The organism is Pseudomonas sp. UTLPPB19802 (assembly GCF_059730225.1).
In genome coordinates, this window is the sequence record NZ_AP048545.1 from 5,084,164 (window position 1) to 5,101,956 (window position 17,793).

Annotated in this window: 8 protein-coding genes; 5 read left to right on the forward strand and 3 right to left on the reverse strand. The window is 64.5% G+C overall.

The genetic code is table 11. The features are described 5' to 3' along the window. Nucleotides 1-2: 2 nt before the first annotated feature. The 3 genes from AC6I6U_RS21910 (at nt 3) to AC6I6U_RS21920 (ending at nt 10,490) form a co-directional block, all read left to right on the forward strand. Complete coding sequence (locus AC6I6U_RS21910) at nt 3-5,216, forward strand: dermonecrotic toxin domain-containing protein (RefSeq protein ID WP_497878114.1); 5,214 nt, start codon at nt 3-5, stop codon at nt 5,214-5,216. A gap of 133 nt (nt 5,217-5,349) precedes the next feature. After that, nucleotides 5,350-9,582 (forward strand): dermonecrotic toxin domain-containing protein, encoded by a 4,233-nt coding sequence (locus AC6I6U_RS21915; RefSeq protein ID WP_497878115.1) that lies wholly within the window; start codon nt 5,350-5,352, stop codon nt 9,580-9,582. A gap of 17 nt (nt 9,583-9,599) precedes the next feature. Continuing rightward, nucleotides 9,600-10,490: a M35 family metalloendopeptidase gene (locus AC6I6U_RS21920; RefSeq protein WP_497878116.1), complete on the forward strand. Its 891-nt coding sequence runs from the start codon at nt 9,600-9,602 to the stop codon at nt 10,488-10,490. 6 nt (nt 10,491-10,496) lie between these two features. Here AC6I6U_RS21920 and AC6I6U_RS21925 read toward each other — a convergent pair whose 3' ends face one another. Next, nucleotides 10,497-11,372 (reverse strand): DNA/RNA non-specific endonuclease, encoded by an 876-nt coding sequence (locus tag AC6I6U_RS21925; protein WP_497878117.1) that lies wholly within the window; start codon nt 11,370-11,372, stop codon nt 10,497-10,499. Nucleotides 11,373-11,588: 216 nt separating this feature from the next. Here AC6I6U_RS21925 and AC6I6U_RS21930 point away from each other — a divergent pair, with 216 nt between their 5' ends. Continuing rightward, on the forward strand, nt 11,589-12,539 hold the full coding sequence (locus AC6I6U_RS21930; RefSeq protein ID WP_497878118.1) for a class I SAM-dependent methyltransferase: 951 nt from the start codon (nt 11,589-11,591) through the stop codon (nt 12,537-12,539). Nucleotides 12,540-13,254: 715 nt separating this feature from the next. Further along, the gene (rarD, locus tag AC6I6U_RS21935) at nt 13,255-14,139 is read left to right on the forward strand and encodes an EamA family transporter RarD (protein WP_497878119.1); all 885 of its coding nucleotides are present in this window, start codon (nt 13,255-13,257) and stop codon (nt 14,137-14,139) included. A 208-nt stretch (nt 14,140-14,347) separates the two neighbouring features. On the opposite strand, the gene metC is transcribed toward rarD, so the two are convergent. Continuing rightward, nucleotides 14,348-17,080 (reverse strand): cystathionine beta-lyase, encoded by a 2,733-nt coding sequence (gene metC, locus AC6I6U_RS21940; protein WP_497878120.1) that lies wholly within the window; start codon nt 17,078-17,080, stop codon nt 14,348-14,350. A 95-nt stretch (nt 17,081-17,175) separates the two neighbouring features. Next, nucleotides 17,176-17,772: a cysteine dioxygenase family protein gene (locus AC6I6U_RS21945; protein ID WP_497878121.1), complete on the reverse strand. Its 597-nt coding sequence runs from the start codon at nt 17,770-17,772 to the stop codon at nt 17,176-17,178. Between the last annotated feature and the right edge of the window lie 21 nt (nt 17,773-17,793).

Sequence of the window (17,793 nt, forward strand, 5' to 3'; positions counted from 1 at the left end):
CAATGACCTCCTCTTCCTCAACGACTTCGGGCGACACGGCGGCCGCCAGCGGCGCCCGCGCCCCGCTCAACCAGCACCAGGTCTTTATCGAAAGCCGCCTGCCCGCACCATTGACAGCCCCAGGTTCCACCTGCCTCAAGGCGCTGGCGAACACCGAGCCGACGGCGCCGTCCTGGTATTCCCAGGCCACGGGCGAGCTGCGCGCCGCCCTGGAAAACAGCCAACTGGAGCGATGCACCAGCGAGCATCAACTCCACGCCATCCTCCGGCGCATCACGCCCCTGGAGGCATTTGCCGCGCCGCTGCTGCAGCAAGCGATCCGCCAGGCATCCGGGCTGGAGCTGGATGTGCGCAACACCTACTTCGTGCGTCGGATGCACGGTCGTCGCCCCTCCAGCATGGGCGGCCTGCTCGACTTTTCCGCCAGCGATCCGCAGGTCCGCAGCAGCTACTGGGACGTCAGCCTGCTGGAAGCCGCACTGCACAACTTCACCGCCGACGAGGCCAGCAAACCGCCTGCGGTAGGCGATGAATTCATCACCCACGACCACAATACCGACGACGTACAAATCACCGCCCACGACGAGGCCCGGGAGCTGCCCCTGCGCCCGGAGCGCTTCGCCGCAGTGTGCCGCGACCTCGATCTGGGCCGGCGCTACCAGGACCACATCACTGGGCAACTCAACCCCGCCAATCCCGCGCAAAAGGCCCATGTACGCCAGACCTGGGCCAGGCATCTGCACAACGAACTGGCCGAAGCCGTGCACTTGGCACGCATGAAAGACCTTGTTCCAGACGACGCCTACCAGGCCCTGCTGCAGTGGCTGGCCGGCCATGCGAATGTACGCCTGCAAGGCCACCGGCTGCGCCCCTGGCGCCTGCGGATGCTGGGCGTCGACCTGGGTGAATTGATTTTCCTGCGTCCCGAGGCGACGCCTTCGTCCTGGCGCTGCCTGGTCTACATACCCGGCGACGATGACCAGCCGGTACGTCATTACGCGTCGAGCGCAGACTTCATGGTCGACCTGCGCACCCGCCTGCACCTTGCCCACTATCGGCGCTTTTTCAGCCGTTTCGTGCCAGTGCGCGAACAGCCCGCCTTTTTCGCCGCGCTGAAAAAGCGCCTGGACCCCGCCGACCGCCACGGTCTGTGGGATGACTACAGCGTCAATCCCGAGTGGCGCGTGGGCCTGGATCTGGTCGAGTTGGCGCCACGCGTGGGCGCGAGCCCGACGCTGGAGACGTTGCTCAAGGACCAGTGCGAGCTGAAAATCGGCCGCATGCTCAGCGACGCGAGAGCCCTGGCGGTGCCCACCGACGACGAAGACCGTGAAGCCAGGACCGCACGTTTCCTGGCCTTCGCCGACGCAGCGATGGACCTGTTCAACCTGCTGGTGTTCATCCCCGGCCTGGGCCAGGTGATGTTGCTGGCCATGGCGACCCGGATGCTTCACGAGGTCTACTCGGGCATCGAGGCCTGGGAGGCGGGTGATACCCGCCAGGCCTGGGCCCACCTGCTCGGCGTGGCGATGAACGTGGCCTTTGTCGGCACCGCCGGCGTCGTCCTGTCAGCGCTCGATACCTCGGCCTTTGTCGACGCCCTGATACCGGTCACGGTGCGCGAGGGGGTTCGTCGACTGTGGAGCGCCGACCTTACGCCTTATCAGCACCAACCGACCCTGCCGGCAAGTTCACGGCCCGATAACCTGGGGTTGCATGCTGATGGCAATGATCGCTATCTGCTGCTGGAGGACAACTACTACCGGTTGCAACCCGACGCCCGCTGGCCAGGACGCTATCGCGCCCGCCACAGCCGCGCCGACGAACTGCTCAACCCCTACGCGCCGGAGTTTCGCAGCAATGGCAGCGGTGCCTGGCGGCACGAACTCGACACCCCCCTGAGTTGGCCGGACGCACGCCTGTTCAACCGCCTGGGCACCGATGCCGCCGAATTCGACGAGCAGACGGCCCGGTGCATTCTGCATATCGCCGGTATCGACGGCGATGTATTGCGCACCCTGCATCACAACAGTTGGCAACCACCTGCACTGCTCGACGATACCCTCACCCGCTTCACCCTGGATCAGGATCTGGAACGCCTGGTGCAACGCCTGCAAAGCGGTGCAACCTCCCATGGCACCGCAGACGAGTTGCACATGGAACTGCAACTATTGACCAGCGACCCGGTCTGGCCGGGCACGAAAGTGCTGCGATTGCTCAACGACTCGGGTCGCACCATTCAGGAGTACCCGGCGAACAACGACACCCACACCACCCGGATCGAGGTGCGCTGGCCAGGGCTGAATGCCGACGGTCTGCTCCAGCAGGTTCTGGGTAAACTGGACGAGAGTGAGCTGAGGATCCTGCTGCGCGAGGAGTTCGGACAAGGCACGCTCAGCCTCGCCAGCCGGGTCGTGGCCATGCGGCGTCGTCTGGCCAGGGACGCGCTCAAGCGCCGTGCGGACCTGTTCGAGTCACACTATCGTTATCGCACCACGCCGGCGGCCAGCGAGCCCGGCGCAACGGTGTTGCGTCGCGACTTTCCCGGTTTGCCAGACACCGTGGCGCAGGAACTGGCCCGCCAAGCCAGCACGCCCGAGCGCAGGCAGCTCAACAACGCGCGCGTACCGCTGCGCCTGGCCGAGGAAGCCCGACACTACCTGCGCGCGGTGCGGCTGGCGCGCCTGTACGAGCCGCTGTACCTCGACTCGGTGAGCCAGGCCGAAGTGTACCGGGTCGCGCTGCCGATGCTCCGGAAACTGCCGGGCTGGTCGAGCCGGCTACGCCTGGAAATACGCGACGGCAGCTTCGCCGGCCCACTGCTCGGCAGCATCGGCCCCGAGTCGGCATCGATCAGCAAAGTCCTGGTCCGAAACGCCGACCTATATGAAACCTATGACGACATCGGTCAACCGTTGCATGGCCCGGACGACCTGTATGCCAGCGTCCTGCATGCACTTCCCGATGCCGAACGCACTGCATTGGGCTTCCCCCATGTCGGCCAGGGCGCGCGGTTGAAACAGACGGTGCGCGCCTTGCCGCCACTGCCGCGCGAAGAGCTGGCCAGGCGCCAGGCGCTCCCCCCGATCAAACCGGGATTCAGACCACCGATGCGCCTGGCCGATGGCCGGCCAGGCTATAGACTCAGCGGACGCGCCACGGGCAGCCAACGCGCCTGCACGATCGGGCGTCTGGCCCGCGAGTTGTATCCGAACCTGAGCATCGCCGAGGTGGAAACCCTGCATGGCCTGCGCGACCTGAGCCAAGCGGATGCCATCACACGCCTGCGGGCGCTGGAAAGCGAATACCGCACCCTGGAAAACGAACTGGACGCCTGGGTGGGCGAAGCCCCGGACGCGGCGGATCACGGCAGGCTGCGCTGGGCCATTCAGATCAAACGTGGCTGGCGCCGTGAAACGGATCGCGCCATCGACAATGAAGGCGATCCGATAGTCATCGACCATGAGGGCACACGGACGGACGGGTACGAGCTGGCCCTGACGGGCTACACGGTGGACAAGCTGCCCAAACTCTCCGTGTCATTGCCCCATATCACCGAACTGCAACTGCGTGGAACGGGCCTGCCCAATTCGCCGGAGCTGGACAGCTTTCTCAGGACCTTCCCCAACCTGCTGCGCCTGAACCTCTCCGGTAATCTCCTGAGCCGCCTGCCGGCGGCGCTGGCGCATCTGAAGCAGCTCAAGCATCTGGAACTGCGCAACAACCAGATCATCATCACGGCGAGCACAGCCAGCCCGTTCAGCCACCTGGAGCGGTTGGAAACCCTGAACCTGGATAACAACCCCGAGCTGTCGCTGGTCCCCGACCTGAGCCCGCTGTCCAGCCTCAGGTGCCTGTACCTGCGCAACACCGGCCTGAGCCGGTTTCCACAGGGGTATGACCAATTGCCGAAACTCAAGCGCCTGGACCTGCGAGACAACCGGATCAACCAGATTCCCGAGGAACTCTTCGGCCTGAGTGCCGCCCGCCAACAGCTCAACATGACGATCAATCTCGATGACAACCTGATCCCCGTCGACCTGCATCGACGCATCGAACGCTATCGGCAGCGAACCGGCATCGACCTGGGGCTGGAGCCGCTGATCGAGAGTGGTGAGCAGTCCGAGTGGAGCAGCGAATCACGCCCGCAGTCAGCCGCCGGCTCGTACCACAACCCGTGGGGCAGCGTGTCGCCCGTGCCCCGCGACAGCCAGCCCTGGCTCGAAGGACTGGATACGGCGCGACAGCAGGCCAGGCGCGATCTCTGGCTACGCTTGGCCAGTGACGATATCGACGAATCCGAAGCGTTTTTCAAAGTGCTGGCCGACCTCAGAAACAGCGCCGACTATCTCCACGACAACGGTGCCCATCGTCCGCAACTGCTGGAGCGCGTGTGGCGCATGGTCACGGCAGCCGAGCAGGACAGCGGGCTGCGCAGAAGACTGTTCCTGCTGGCCAACCGGGCCGTCGACACCACCGGCCCGCTGATCGAGGCCGACACCTGTGAAGACGGCATGACCGTGACGTTCGACGACATGGGGCTGGAGGTGCTGCTGCATGAAGCCCAGAGTCTGCCGCTGGAACAGCGTGAAGCGCCATTGCTGCGATTGGCACGCGGCAAGGCGCGGCTGGCCCAGGTGAAACACTGGGCACGCCAGTTGATCCAGAGCCGCAAGGCCCATCACGAAACCGTGCATGAGGCCGAAATCCACCTGGCCTTTCGCATCGGCCTGGCCGAACAGCTGGAACTGCCCTGGCAAGCCCGGAGCATGCTCTACAACCACGAAGCCAATGTCGGCAAAGCGGTGCTGGAGCAGGCCAGCCAGGCCATTCTTGCCGGGGAACGCCTGCCCGGCGAACTGGCCAGGCGTCTGCTCGAACAACCGTTTTGGGAGGACTACCTGGAAGTCCGCTTTGCCCAGACACGACTCAAGGAGCCCAGGCTGCAGCGGGACGAGAGGATCGGTGCACTCGATGACCTGCTTGACGCCCAGCGCGAATGGTTCACCAGCGACGACCTGGATAGCGCCCGCAAGACCGAGTTGCAGCAGACCATCAGCCAGTCGGCGCGTACCCTGGAACTGCTGCAAAGCGAAGTGTTCATCCAGCCAATGAAGGACAGTACCTACAAGAGCCATGCGGAGCGCTTCGCCCGGACCTATCGCCGGGAGTTGGCGCAACTGACCGAGGAGCTTCTGCGCCAGCACCACCTGTAGTCACGCCGCAGGCAGAACACCAAGCAGCACTATTTACCCCCTCCTTTCGATTCGAGCGCCGTAGCGTCTAGCCATTCCCACCGGGCCCCGCACGACGAGGCCCGGTGATCCGCTCGAACGAAGGGATGCCCCCATGACCGACCCCGCCACGCCCTACTACCTGTCCCAGGCCCTGGAATTGCGCGACACCCCCAGCCCACTCGAACAGACGCTGCAGATCGATACCACCGAACGGCACTGGCTGAGCAACCTGTTCCTCGCCAACCAGGACGCCCGCGAGGCGCTCGTGCCCCCCATGTTCGTCGACAAGCTGCTGGTCGCGCAAGGCGCCATCACCGTAGACCTGGCTGGTACCTTCCTGATCCGTGGCCCCGAGCGGCACGCGGTCTTCCTCTGCACGCCGAGCTTCGGTCTGGAGCGTTTCGAGTCACGCGAGCAGTCGCTGGAGAAACTGCGCGAACGCTTGCGTCTCCCGGCGCAACGCGACGAACTGCTGCGGTTCGTGCCCTTGAAGGTCAGGAACACCCTCGGCTTCGAGCCCCTACCGGCCCTGGTCACGCGCCCCATCCAAGGCATCGTCCTGACCGATCGACGGCAATCGGTGCAGGCCTGTCTCGACAGCACCTTGAAAGACCTGCAGGACGAACTCCTCGAGCTGCCCAGCCTCAAGTCCCTGCTCAACCAACTGCTGGAAAACACCCTGGGCACCCGCTTCCCCCAGGCCCGCCTGAACGCCCTGAGGGTGATCAGCCATGACACCTCGACAGGCCGCCCACTGCGCCAGGTGTCGGTCCAGACACTGAGCGAAGCCCTGCTGGGACACTATAACCTCGGCAACTGGCCCAGTGGCCAGAGCCGCGAATTCGTGGCCCCCGACTACACCGTACAGCCGACGGATACCGCGGCCTGGGAAAACACCATCGCAACACTCGCCAGCCAGTTGCAAAGTCACTTGGAAAACCGCGTGAACGCCTTCTGGGACAGCCCACTGGACACCGGGCAGCCACGTCGGCAATTGTTCATCGACGCCCTGGGCGTGCGCTTTCGTGCCGAACTGCTGCAGCAGGAACTGGACTGGAACGCGATCGAGCCCGAAGACTACCACCGGCTGTGCGGCCTGTACCCGCTGGATCGATCACGACTCGACGCGGTCACACTGCATACCCTGGCGGTACACCTGCCCAGCGGCTCGTTCCCCCTGGCCAATGCCTTCGTCGTGCGTCATGCGCAGTCCGCAGCGACCGCTCATTTCCTCTATGGGGGCGAGCGTCTGCAAAGCTTCGAAAGCGAACACGCCCTGCTCGACGCGGTAAAGATGCGGCTGGAAGCACCTGGGCACGAGCAAGACTTGCGCCTGGGCCTGTCACTGCGCGAGCGCAGCCAACTGAGCGGCGCCAGCATCAAAGCCATCACCCTGGCCTCCGGCGAGCTGGCGATTTTCAAGGCCCTGTTCAACACCAGCCTCGCCAAACTGCTGGACAACATCGATTACGTACTGGAGCGCTATCGCGCCAGTAACGCTGCCCTGGCACTACCGACAGCCTTCGAGAGCGCATTGGACATCCGCCACCTGATCTCCTCGCGGTTGATGGAACTCGCCCCCCCGGTGCGCTGGAGCCATCGCCTGGACCCTTCTCCCAGTGAAAAACCCCAATCAACCGGGTTGACCGACACACTGAAGCCGAACCTGGACACCGCTCGACACCAATTGACGGTCCTGAATGAGTTGAAGGCCAGATTGACCAGCGGTCTACAGAACCGCCCGTCACTCGATGAGTTCATAAACAGCGAGCTGTCCAGCGAACTCGGCCGCAGGCAACTTGGCAACCTGTCACCCGACAACCTCTTCATCAATCACTATGCCGCCGCCCTACCCCGGATCGGCAACACCAGCCTGGCGCCGACTGCCTCGCAAAGCGTCGTGGCGCATTTTTTCGAACGCCTGACCCAGCGTACCCAGGCGCTCGCCCCCGGCAGCAGCAGCGGTCTGTTCAGCAAAGACTCCAGCGGCCTGTGGTCACGCGTCCCCAACCTGGATATCGGCCTGCTCAATACGATCCTCGAGCGGCTGCTGCCGGACTTTCTCGGTCATTTCCTGCGGCGGCATCGCTCGATATACGGCAATCTGTCCGCGCCGCTGAACGAGGCGATCACCTTCGGATTGCGCCGCGAAGCGCAATTGAAAGTCGTACGTGGGGCCCTGGGCGCCGACCACCTGGCCCTGCTCGACAACCTGCTCGACGGCCACTCGCGTGAGCAGCGTCTGGGGCTACGCGGATTCCTCCCCGATGCGTTCGAACTGGTGTACAAGCCCGACACCACGGCGACACCGAGCAAGTTGCACAACTGCTTCCTGCTGACTGCCCGGGGCGGACTGGAGAGTGATCACTGCGGAACCGCTTTGCTCTGGACGCCGGCCCAAGGCGTGGAGCCCTTCGACTCGTTTCATGACGCCGAGGTCGAGCTGCAGCGGCGCCTGCATCACCCCGTCGAGCGTCTGGCCCTGCTGGAAAACCTTGGCAACGACAAAGCCCCAGGCAACCTGCCGGTCATCCCGCCGTCACGTAGCAATCACCGGCCCCACCCGAGCCTGGACTTCCGGCTCATCCATACCAGTCTGCAAAGCAATCGCTTCAACTCGCTGACGGACAAGGCCCTGGCCGACCTGAGCCTGGCTGCCACCTCGGCGTACCGCGGCAAACAATTCCAGCAAAACCTGCAAAACTGCCTCGATAACCATTCGACGATTCCCATGCTGGAGCGGGCAATCCAGGCCGCGCAGAACACCGCCACCCACCTGGCCGTGCCGGCCTGGCTGAGCGGCATCGGCGACCACCAGCAGTTCGCCCTCGCCGCCCTGCTCGACCGCTATCGCCAGGACGCCGCGACCACCGACGATTATCACCTGGACATTCCCCCATTGCGCGAAACGGCCAGGACCAAGCTCATGAGCCTCTTGTCGAGAGACTTTCCAGACGAGCCGCTCGACCCGGACCAACTGCAGGTCTGGCTGACACCCCACGACTCCGCGCTGCCCGTTCATGAAGCGCTGACCGACTTCGCCCTGCGTCACTTCGACGACATCCGACCACGCACGATCAGCGCCAGCCTGTCGACCGGCACCCTGCCCAAGACCCTGACGGGCGAGCATCTGAAGACACTGGTCGAGGAAGCCGCCATCGGCAGTCATTACGCGGTACTGCTGGCCTCGCACCTGTCGCACGACGAGCCACAGAATGTCCACCGCCGTCCCATGTTCACCCGGCACGGCTACTGGCAAGGTCTGCTGCAGGCATTCGCGCAACGGCTGGGCAACACCCTGTCCACTACCGCCCATGGATTCATCAAGCACCTGCTGTCGATGCCGGACGGCCTCGCCCGTGTCCCCCTCAACGGACAGAACATCGAGCTACGTCCCCTGCAACTGCTCAGTGGCCTGAAGTCCGTGGCCGACGCGGTACGCGGCATCTACCTGATCGGTCCGGACGCCGGCCAGGGGCCGAGCATCCTGTTCAGCCCACATGGAGATCGACCGATGTTTCAGGAATATGCCAACGACGCGGCGTGCCTCGCCGATATCGGCAACTCGCCCAGCCTGCGCCAGCATGTGCTTGAGCGACTGGCACCCGGACGCTACGAGCATTACGCGCAATTGTTCAAGGCTTCATCAACCGCCCTGGCGATACACGGCAGCCCGATAAGGGGCAATCTGTTCCATAGGCTCTACCAGGACACGACCGAACTGTTCAAGGACCTGCTCGGCCGCCAGGGCGTGCAGGGCCAGGGATCGATCTGGAACCAGGCACTGTTCTGGCTCAAGGCCGGACTGTCCAAGGGCGCGACGCACCTGCTCGGTCGCTTGCGCCTGCCCTGGCTGGTCTGGCAAACCCTTTCCCAGCTCAAGGACGCCACGCAACACGCCTGGCAGGGTCGCTGGAGTGAAGCGATCGAGGAGTTCGTCATGGCCCTGGCACAGCTGGCGATGGCCCGCCGGGGCTGGAGCCGATCCAACCTGGGGGGTATCGCACACACCAGCACCGGGCACGCCATCGAATCCCCCTTTCCCGAACCGCCCTGGGGCGACCAAATCCTCGCGCCTCGACAACAGGCCCGGCTGCTGGCGCTGTCTGTTCATCGCATCGCGCTGGAACAGACCACCCTGAGCCGACTGAACAACCTCTACACCGAAACGGCAACCGGCGATACCTTCGTGGTCATTGGCGGGAGCGTCTTCCAGGTACGCCAGGAACAACAGCGCTGGCGCATCGTCACCGATACCGGCAAAGGCCCCTGGCTGCGCCAGGATGAGCAACAGCGCTGGTCGTTCGACATGCCAACGCAGTGCATCGAGGATACCTCGCGATGAAAATGCTTGATGATTGCATGAACCGCAGAGCACTCCGGCAAGAGATTCGTGTTGAAGCCGTCGGAATCACCAGCATCCGGCGGCTCTATCCCAACCGTGCCCGAATGATCCACCGCGCCCACCAGCAGGCGGTGGAGTATCTGAATGCGGCCATGCGCAACCTCGACAGCCTGTTCGGCACTGCCCGACTGGACAACAAACGCCGTCTGTTTCTGGAAAGTTTTTTCGATGTTTCCTCGATCGGAGCCGACACCTTGAGGAAAATCAAGGTGCGCCTGCACATCATGCTCGATGAACTGCTCAAGCCGTCGCTCAACCCGCTGACCTCGCAACGCTTTGTCGTAGGTTCGATTCCGCGACCGGACCCGATCAGCCAGGCGTTTATCCTGCCAGGAGACAACGACGGGAAAATCTACCTCACCGAGCGTTTTTTCGATCCCGGCCTGCAGGTTTACCTGCCCATACGCCCCAGGACCTTCGACCTCTACGGGCACAGCATGGGCACGGTGCTGTTACACGAAATCAGCCATATCAGCCTCGACACCCTCGATTTCGCCTACCTGGATGCGAGCCGCCCCTTTCTCGACCTGATCGACACCCGGACACCCGAGGGACAACACCGTCATTCGACGCTTGAACAATTGCAGCGGGAGGCCTTTTCCACGACCACCCCGGCCAATGAGCTGTTCAAGGCCTTCGATGAGTACGACTACCGTTGGCATGACCTGCAAAACGAGCCCAGGCACCGGGTGTTGAAGCTCACTGGCACCCAGGACCTGGATGCCGCCCGGCAGGCCTTTCTGGCCGACGCCAACAAACGGATCAACCTGATACTCGACAATGCCGACTCCATGGCCCTGCTGATCGCCCACCTGGGCAGGCCAGTGGAGTATCAGCCATTCGAGTAGGCGGGTTCAGCCCTTGGCCAGCGATCCCGAAACCGGCAGGCTGTCGAGCAGCCGCAGGCCGGTGATCTTGACGAAGGTCGGGTAGTCCATCGGCCGTTCGATGCGGGTCTCGGCGTTGGGCATCACGTAGGCCCAGGCCCGCCCGGAGGCACTGTCATAGACCAGCTTGAACAGCCGCGTCGGCACCCAGACCCGGTTGTCGCCGATGGTCCCGTGGCCCTCGTCGAACAGCGGGCCGGTGAACACGTACACGTTGCCATCGGCGCGCTGGGCGAACTTGCGCACGTCGGCCTCGACCTTGCTCCAGATCTTGCGGTTGTTGGTCGGGTCCTGCGGCACCATGTTCGACAGCGCGAACGACTGGGCCATGGCGTTGGGCGTCGGCGCATCGGCGGCCGGCGCCTGGTGCCCACGGTCCACCGCCGGATGCTGGCCACGATAGTCGCTCAGCTCGGCACGGGCGCCCTTGGGGATGCGCGGGTCGGGATAGAACTGGTTGGTGCGTTCCTCACCCTTGGCGTCCTTGAGCTGTGCCGAGTTCAGGCGCTCGACCACCACCAGCGGGGTCTTGCTGGTTTGCGAGTAGAGCACCGCGAAAGTGTCGGAGCACAGCGCCAGCGGCTTCATGCTGGCCGGGATGCTGCCCAGGTTGATCGGCCGGGCGTTGGGGAACATCTGCGCGCAGCCATCGAACGAGGGCTGCCGCTCCTGGCTGGAATACAGTTCAAGCGCCGCACCCTGGCCGATCGAGCCTGAGCGGTGCGTGGATTTTTCGTGTTGTGCCGGTGGCTCGAGCAGATCCAGGACGCTGCGGGCCTGGACCACGCCGCTGGTGAACAACAAAAGGGCTGACAAACCGACTGCTATCTTGCCTGGCTTCATGCGTCACTTCTTCACTTCGGATGGTCGAAAATTTTCCTACAGAGCCCTCTATACCGGGGCTCGGCGAGGCTTCTACCATCTGCGGCAAACAAATGACAGGAAAATGATCGACCGCCCTGAAAACTGGCAGACTGACAGTATCCGCCCAGGAAACCGACGATTTTCCGCCGACATGGCGTTAAACTGCCGGCCCTTTCAGATTGCCGATCCTGCCCGATGAATCCCCAAGCCTTGTCCACCCTTCACGCTCACCTGCTCGACGCACTGGCCAGTGCGCCAGGGGAAACCCGCCGGCTGTTCCATGGCCGTGGCCGCTGCTGGCCAGGGCTGGAGCAATTGACCGTGGACTGGCTGCAGGGCGTGCTGATGGTGTCGCTGTTCCGCGAACCGGAACCGGCGCAACTGACCGCGCTCAAGGACATGCTCGGCGAACTGGTGCGATCCGCAGCCTGGCAAGGCAGTGGCGCCCACACCTTGCTGCTGCAGCACCGCTACCTGCCATTGAGCCCGGCCGAATGGCTGCTGGGCGAAGCCATCGACGAATGGACCCTGACCGAGGGAGGGCTGCAGTACCGCGTTGACCTTGGCAAGAAGCAGAACAACGGCTTGTTCCTCGACATGCGCTACGGGCGCGACTGGGTCCGCGCCAATGCCCAGGGCAAGCGCGTGCTCAACCTGTTCGCCTACACCTGTGGTTTCTCGGTGGCGGCCATCGCCGGCGGCGCCGAGCATGTGGTGAACCTGGACATGTCCCGTGCGGCCTTGAGCCGCGGGCGTGACAACCACCGGCTCAACGGCCACGACCTGGGCAAGGTGGCGTTTCTCGGCCACGACCTGTTCAAGTCCTGGGGCAAGGTGATCAACAGCGGCCCGTATGATCTGGTGATCATCGACCCACCGTCGTTCCAGAAAGGCAGCTTCCTGCTGACCAAGGATTACCAGCGGGTCCTGCGGCGCCTGCCGGAACTGCTCGGCACCGGCGGCACGGTGCTGGCCTGCATGAACGATCCCTCGATCGGCCCGGACTTCCTGATCGACGGCGTGACCCGCGAAGCCCCGGCCCTGCGCTTCGAGCAGCGCCTGGAAAACCCGCCGGAGTTCCCCGACAGCGATGCCGACAGTGGCCTGAAGGCCCTGGTCTTCCGCCTGCATGACAGCGAAGGCTGATCATCACCCCTACCTGGCCGGAACGCACCGTGGCAAGCCCGCTCACCACAAAAGCCTGTTCACTCCAAGGACCACTGACGGCAGGCACACCCTGTGGCGAGCAGGCTTGCCTGCACTGGGCTGCCAAGCAGCCCCAAATCCACAGACCGCGCCATGCCTGACACAACCCATCTACTGATTTCAGGGCCGCTACGCAGCCCAGCGCGGGCAAGCCCGCTCACCACAAAAGCCTGTTCACTCCACGGCCCACTGACGGCAGACATACCCTGTGGCGAGCAGGCTTGCCTGCGCTGGGCTGCAAAGCAGCCCCAAATCCACAGACCGCGCCATGCCTGACACAACCCATCTACTGATTTCAGGGCCGCTACGCAGCCCAGCGCGGGCAAGCCCGCTCACCACAAAAGCCTGTTCGCTCCACGGCCCACTGACGGCAGACATACCCTGTGGCGAGCAGGCTTGCCTGCGCTGGGCTGCAAAGCAGCCCCAACCCAACGGAACGCGCCATGCCTGACACAACCCATCTGCCGATTCCAGGGCGCGGGCAAGCCCGCTCACTACAAAGCCCACTCATCCCACGGGTTGATAACGCCTTCTCCAAACCGGCGAACGACAATACGTGCCAGGCGGTTTGCGTCGCGCTCCGCTAGGCTGCAAGCTGTCGGCCACAAGAAAATCATCACCCGAAAACCCTTACCCGCCCACCTGCGAGGCTGTTGTGTCCAGAGGCATCGTTTTATCGATATCGGCGTCCTGCCTGTTCGCCATCATGTATTTCTACACGTCCGTGCTCGAACCACTCAACGGCGAGGACATCTTCGGCTGGCGCATGCTGTTGACCGCCCCGTGCATGACCCTGTTCATGCTGATTTCCGGCGACTGGAAACTGGTCGTGACGATCTGCAAGCGGGTCTGGCAACAGCCATGGCTGCTGGCGCAGTTGCTGTTCTCGTCGGCGATGCTCGGCGTGCAGCTGTGGATCTTCCTCTGGGCGCCGCTCAACGGTCATAGCCTGGATGTATCGCTGGGGTATTTCCTGCTGCCGCTGACCATGGTGCTGACCGGGCGCATCGTCTATGGCGAAAAGCTCTCGCGACCGCAGATTCTGGCCTCCCTGCTCGCGTTCGGCGGTGTGCTCAACGAATTGATCCAGGTGGGCAGCGTGTCCTGGACCACCCTCGTGGTCGCCGCAGGTTATCCGGTGTACTTCGTCCTGCGCCGCCGCCACCGCACCGACAACCTCGGTGGCCTGTGGCTGGACATGGCGCTGCTGCTACCGGTGGCCTGGTGGTTCGTGCACAGCGGGCAACAGGGCTTCGCCGTGGTCGACCAGCGCCCTGCCCTGTACGCACTGATTCCGCTGTTGGGAATGATCAGCGCCGCTGCGCTGATCTGCTACCTGCTGGCCAGCCGCATGCTACCCTTCGGCCTGTTCGGCCTGCTGGGCTACGTCGAACCGGTGCTGCTGGTGTTCGTCGCCCTGCTGCTGGGGGAAAGCATCGCGCCAGGCGAATGGCTGACCTACATACCGATCTGGCTGGCAGTGCTGGTATTGGTGCTCGAAGGGGTCAAGCGCCTGCTGAGGCAGCGCCGGCCTCTCTAAAGAGCAAGGGCCTGGATAGGTCCCTGAAGCGATAGAGAACGGTGGCGAGCGGGCTTGCCCGCGCTGGGGCGCGCAGCGACCCTAAAGCCTGTGATCCCATTGTGTCAGGCTGGACAGGGCTACAGGGCTTGGGGCCGCTACGCAGCCCAGCGCGGGCAAGCCCGCTCGCCACAAGAGAACGTGGGGCCTCCGGCACCGTCATGCGCGGTCAGAGCGCGGCAAACCCGAGCTGCAGATCCTCGATCAGCGAGGCCACCGCTTCCAGGCCGATGTGCAAGCGAATCACGGGTTGACTCACCGACACCGGGAACTGCCGGTCGGTGAGGTCGGCCAGGGTCACCAGACTCTCGTAACCGCCCCACGACGCCCCCAGCCCAAACACCGTCAAGGCGTCGATGAACGCCTCGGCCTGGCGCTGGTCAGCGTCGGCGAACTCGAACGAGAGCAAGCCGTTGCTGCCAGTGAAGTCCCGCAGCCACAACGCATGCCCCGGATGCTCCGGCAAGGCCGGGTGGAACACCTGTCGTACCTGCGGCTGCGCCTTCAGCCACAGGGCAATCTCCAGGGCCTGGCGCTGGTGCACCTCCAACCGCGCTGCCAGGGTCCGCGCACCGCGCAGCACCAGGTAGGCGTCGTCCGGGCTGACCGTGTTACCGAAACTGTCGCTCATCCGCGACAACGCCGGCCAGGCCGCCTCGGTGGTGCAGACGCTGCCCATCACCACATCGCTGTGGCCGGCCAGGTACTTGGTCAGGGCCATGAGCGAGATGTCGGCACCCAGGGCCAGCGGCCGGTACTGGTAGGCCGAACCCCAGGTGTTGTCCACCGCCACCAGGATGTTGCGTGGCTTGCACAGCGCGACAATCGCCGGCAGATCGCCCAGCTCGTACAGCAGCGAACCGGGTACTTCGCAGTAGACCATCCGCGTGTTGGCGCGCAGGCGGGACTCAAGGTCGTGACCATCGGCCGGGAAGTACTCGACCTCGATGCCGAACGGCCCGAGAAATTCGCTGGCCAGGCGGCGCACCGGCCCGTACACGCCATCGGTGATCAACACATGATCGCCCGGCCGCAGGTAGGCCAGCAGGGTCTGCGCCACCGCCGCCAGACCGGTACCGAACAATCGGGTGCGATAGCCACCTTCCAGTTCGGTCACCAGGTCTTCCAGGGCAAAGGCCGTGGGGTTGCCACGGGCACCGTAGCTGAGCACCCGCTCGCTGTCGCGCCGACTGCGGGCTTCGCGCTGCTGGGCGACGTTGTCGAACAGCACCGTGCTCAGGCGCGTGACCGCCACGTTCACCGCCCGTGCCCCACCGCCCTGCCCGGTGCGCCCGGCATGAACCAGGCGAGTGCGGACATCGACCACCGGTGCCAGCGGACTGAGGCTGGCGATTTCCGCCGCGGTCATCTGTCCCAGCAGGCCGGTTTCCCAGGCCAGGTACTGGCGCGCCGCGTCCTTGTTGCCGGAATGGCGGTCGTGGGTGAAGAACAGGAAGTCGATGCAGCGCTCATCGGGCAAGGCCATGGCGTCGTTCAGCCATTGCAGGTCGGCCGCTTGCCAACCGGCAGGGTCGCCCGCCAGCAGCCGCGCCGAGGCCTGTTGCGCCACCGGCAGTTCCAGCAGGGCCAGGCGGGCTACCGCCGGATCATCCGCGACCAGCACCAGCGGCCGGGTTTCGCCAGCCACCTGGGCGGCCAGCAACGGCCGGATCGACCACTGCGAGCCGGCCAGGTGGCCCTTGCGAAAGCTCATTCCCGGACGCAGGTCGATCAACGCCACCTGATTTTCAGCCAGCGCCCGCTGCAGCTCGGCCGCATCGATCGTCGCCAACGCTGGCGACAGCGGAGTGACCGGCAACGGCAACCGTAGGCCACTGTGCAAGCCGCCTTCCAGCACCTGGGCATCGTGACCCAATTGCCGCAGCCAACTGGCCACGATCGGCGCACGCACACCATCGTCATCGAACACCACCAGCCGCGCCTTGCGCACACCGATATACAGGTCGGTGGCCTGGATCAACTGGCCGCCCGGAGTGTGTTGCGCACCGGGCAGGCTGCCTCGGGCGAACTCTTCGGCACTGCGCACGTCGCAGAGGAACAGGCTGCCCTCGCCGCTGGCGGCCCAGGCCGCGACCTGCGTGACGCTGACATTCGGTACGGCGGCGCGCTGGGCCAGTTGTCGGGCCGCAGCACGGCGTTGCTCGACACCGGCCGGAACGGCTTCGTCGCGATAACGCCGACTGCTGCCATGTTCCAGTTGCAGGTCGGCGAGGAACCAGCCCTGGGTGCCGTTCTCCAGGGCGTAGACCGGGTTCTTCACGCCGAGGTTGATCAACGTCTGCGCGCCGATGATGCTGCGGGTACGCCCGGCGCAGTTGACCACCACCGGCGTCGATTCGTCCGGCACCAGGTCATGCAGGCGATAGCCCAGCTCACCATTGGGGCAGCAGATGGAACCGGGGATGGTCATCTTGCGGTATTCGTCGAACGGCCGACCATCGAGCAGCACCAGCGGCTTGCCCTCGGCCTGCCAACCGGCCAGCTCGCCGGCGCTGATATGCGGTGTATGGCACGCCTGCTCGACCAATTCGCCAAACGCCTTGGACGGTACATGGACCCCGGCGAACAGCTGCAGTCCGGCAGCCTGCCAACCTTGCGCGCCACCTTCCAGGCGATGCACCTGGCTATAACCGAGATCGGCCAGGCGCCGGGCCGCGCGCAACGACAGTTCGCCGCCGTCCTGGTCGTAGATCACCAGCCGCACGGCCAGGTTCGGTGCCAAACGCAGGGCTTCCAGCTCCAGGCGGCTATAGGGCAGGTGCACGCCATGGAACAGGTGCGCCTCGCCGTACTGGCCATGCTCGCGGATGTCGAACAGGGCGATTTCCCGGTCATCGAACAGCCACGTCTGCAACTGCGCCGGGGTAATGGTTGTGCTCACGAAAGCCTCGTCTCGGGATAAGCCGTATCTGGGAATAGTGCGGTCGTTGCGGTAGCCGCTACAGCAGCGGCGTACCGGTCTTCGAAGAACAGTGGTCAGGCATGGGCCTTGATCGAGGGCGCCATCTGCGACTTGTTGTAGTTGAGCACGGTGCCGTCGTCCTGCACGCCGTAGCGGCCCTCGAGGGATTCCAGCGGACGTCCGTAGAGGTGGAAGTGCAAGGTCGCCTGTTCGCCATCGACACGGATGCTGTGCAGGTCTTCGCCGAGGAAGGCGATCGAGGTGCCGGGCTGCACCACCACTTCGCGCTCCAGCTCCAGCACCGCGCGGGCCGGATCGCTGCCATCGTCGCTGCGGGCATAGACGCGATTCAGTTCCTGGCCCTCGATGGCGCTGATCACCGCCCAGGTCTCGTGGTTGTGGGCCACGGTGTTCTTGCCCGGCAGCAGCGAGTTCAGGTACAGGGTCGGGGTCTCGCCGTCGTCGTTGAGGCGGTAGCGGAACGCGGTGCTGCCCTCGCCTGCCACTGGCGCCGGGAAGCTGGCGAAGTTGAACAGGTCACGGCGCTCGGCCAGTTCCTCCAGCAGCACGACGATCTGTTCCAATGCCGCGCGGTCGACGCCACGCTGGTGGATGGCGCGGATCTTCACCAGGAAGGTTTCGATCACGTTGGCGCGTTCGGTAGTGCTCATGGGCAGGTTCCTTATCGGGGG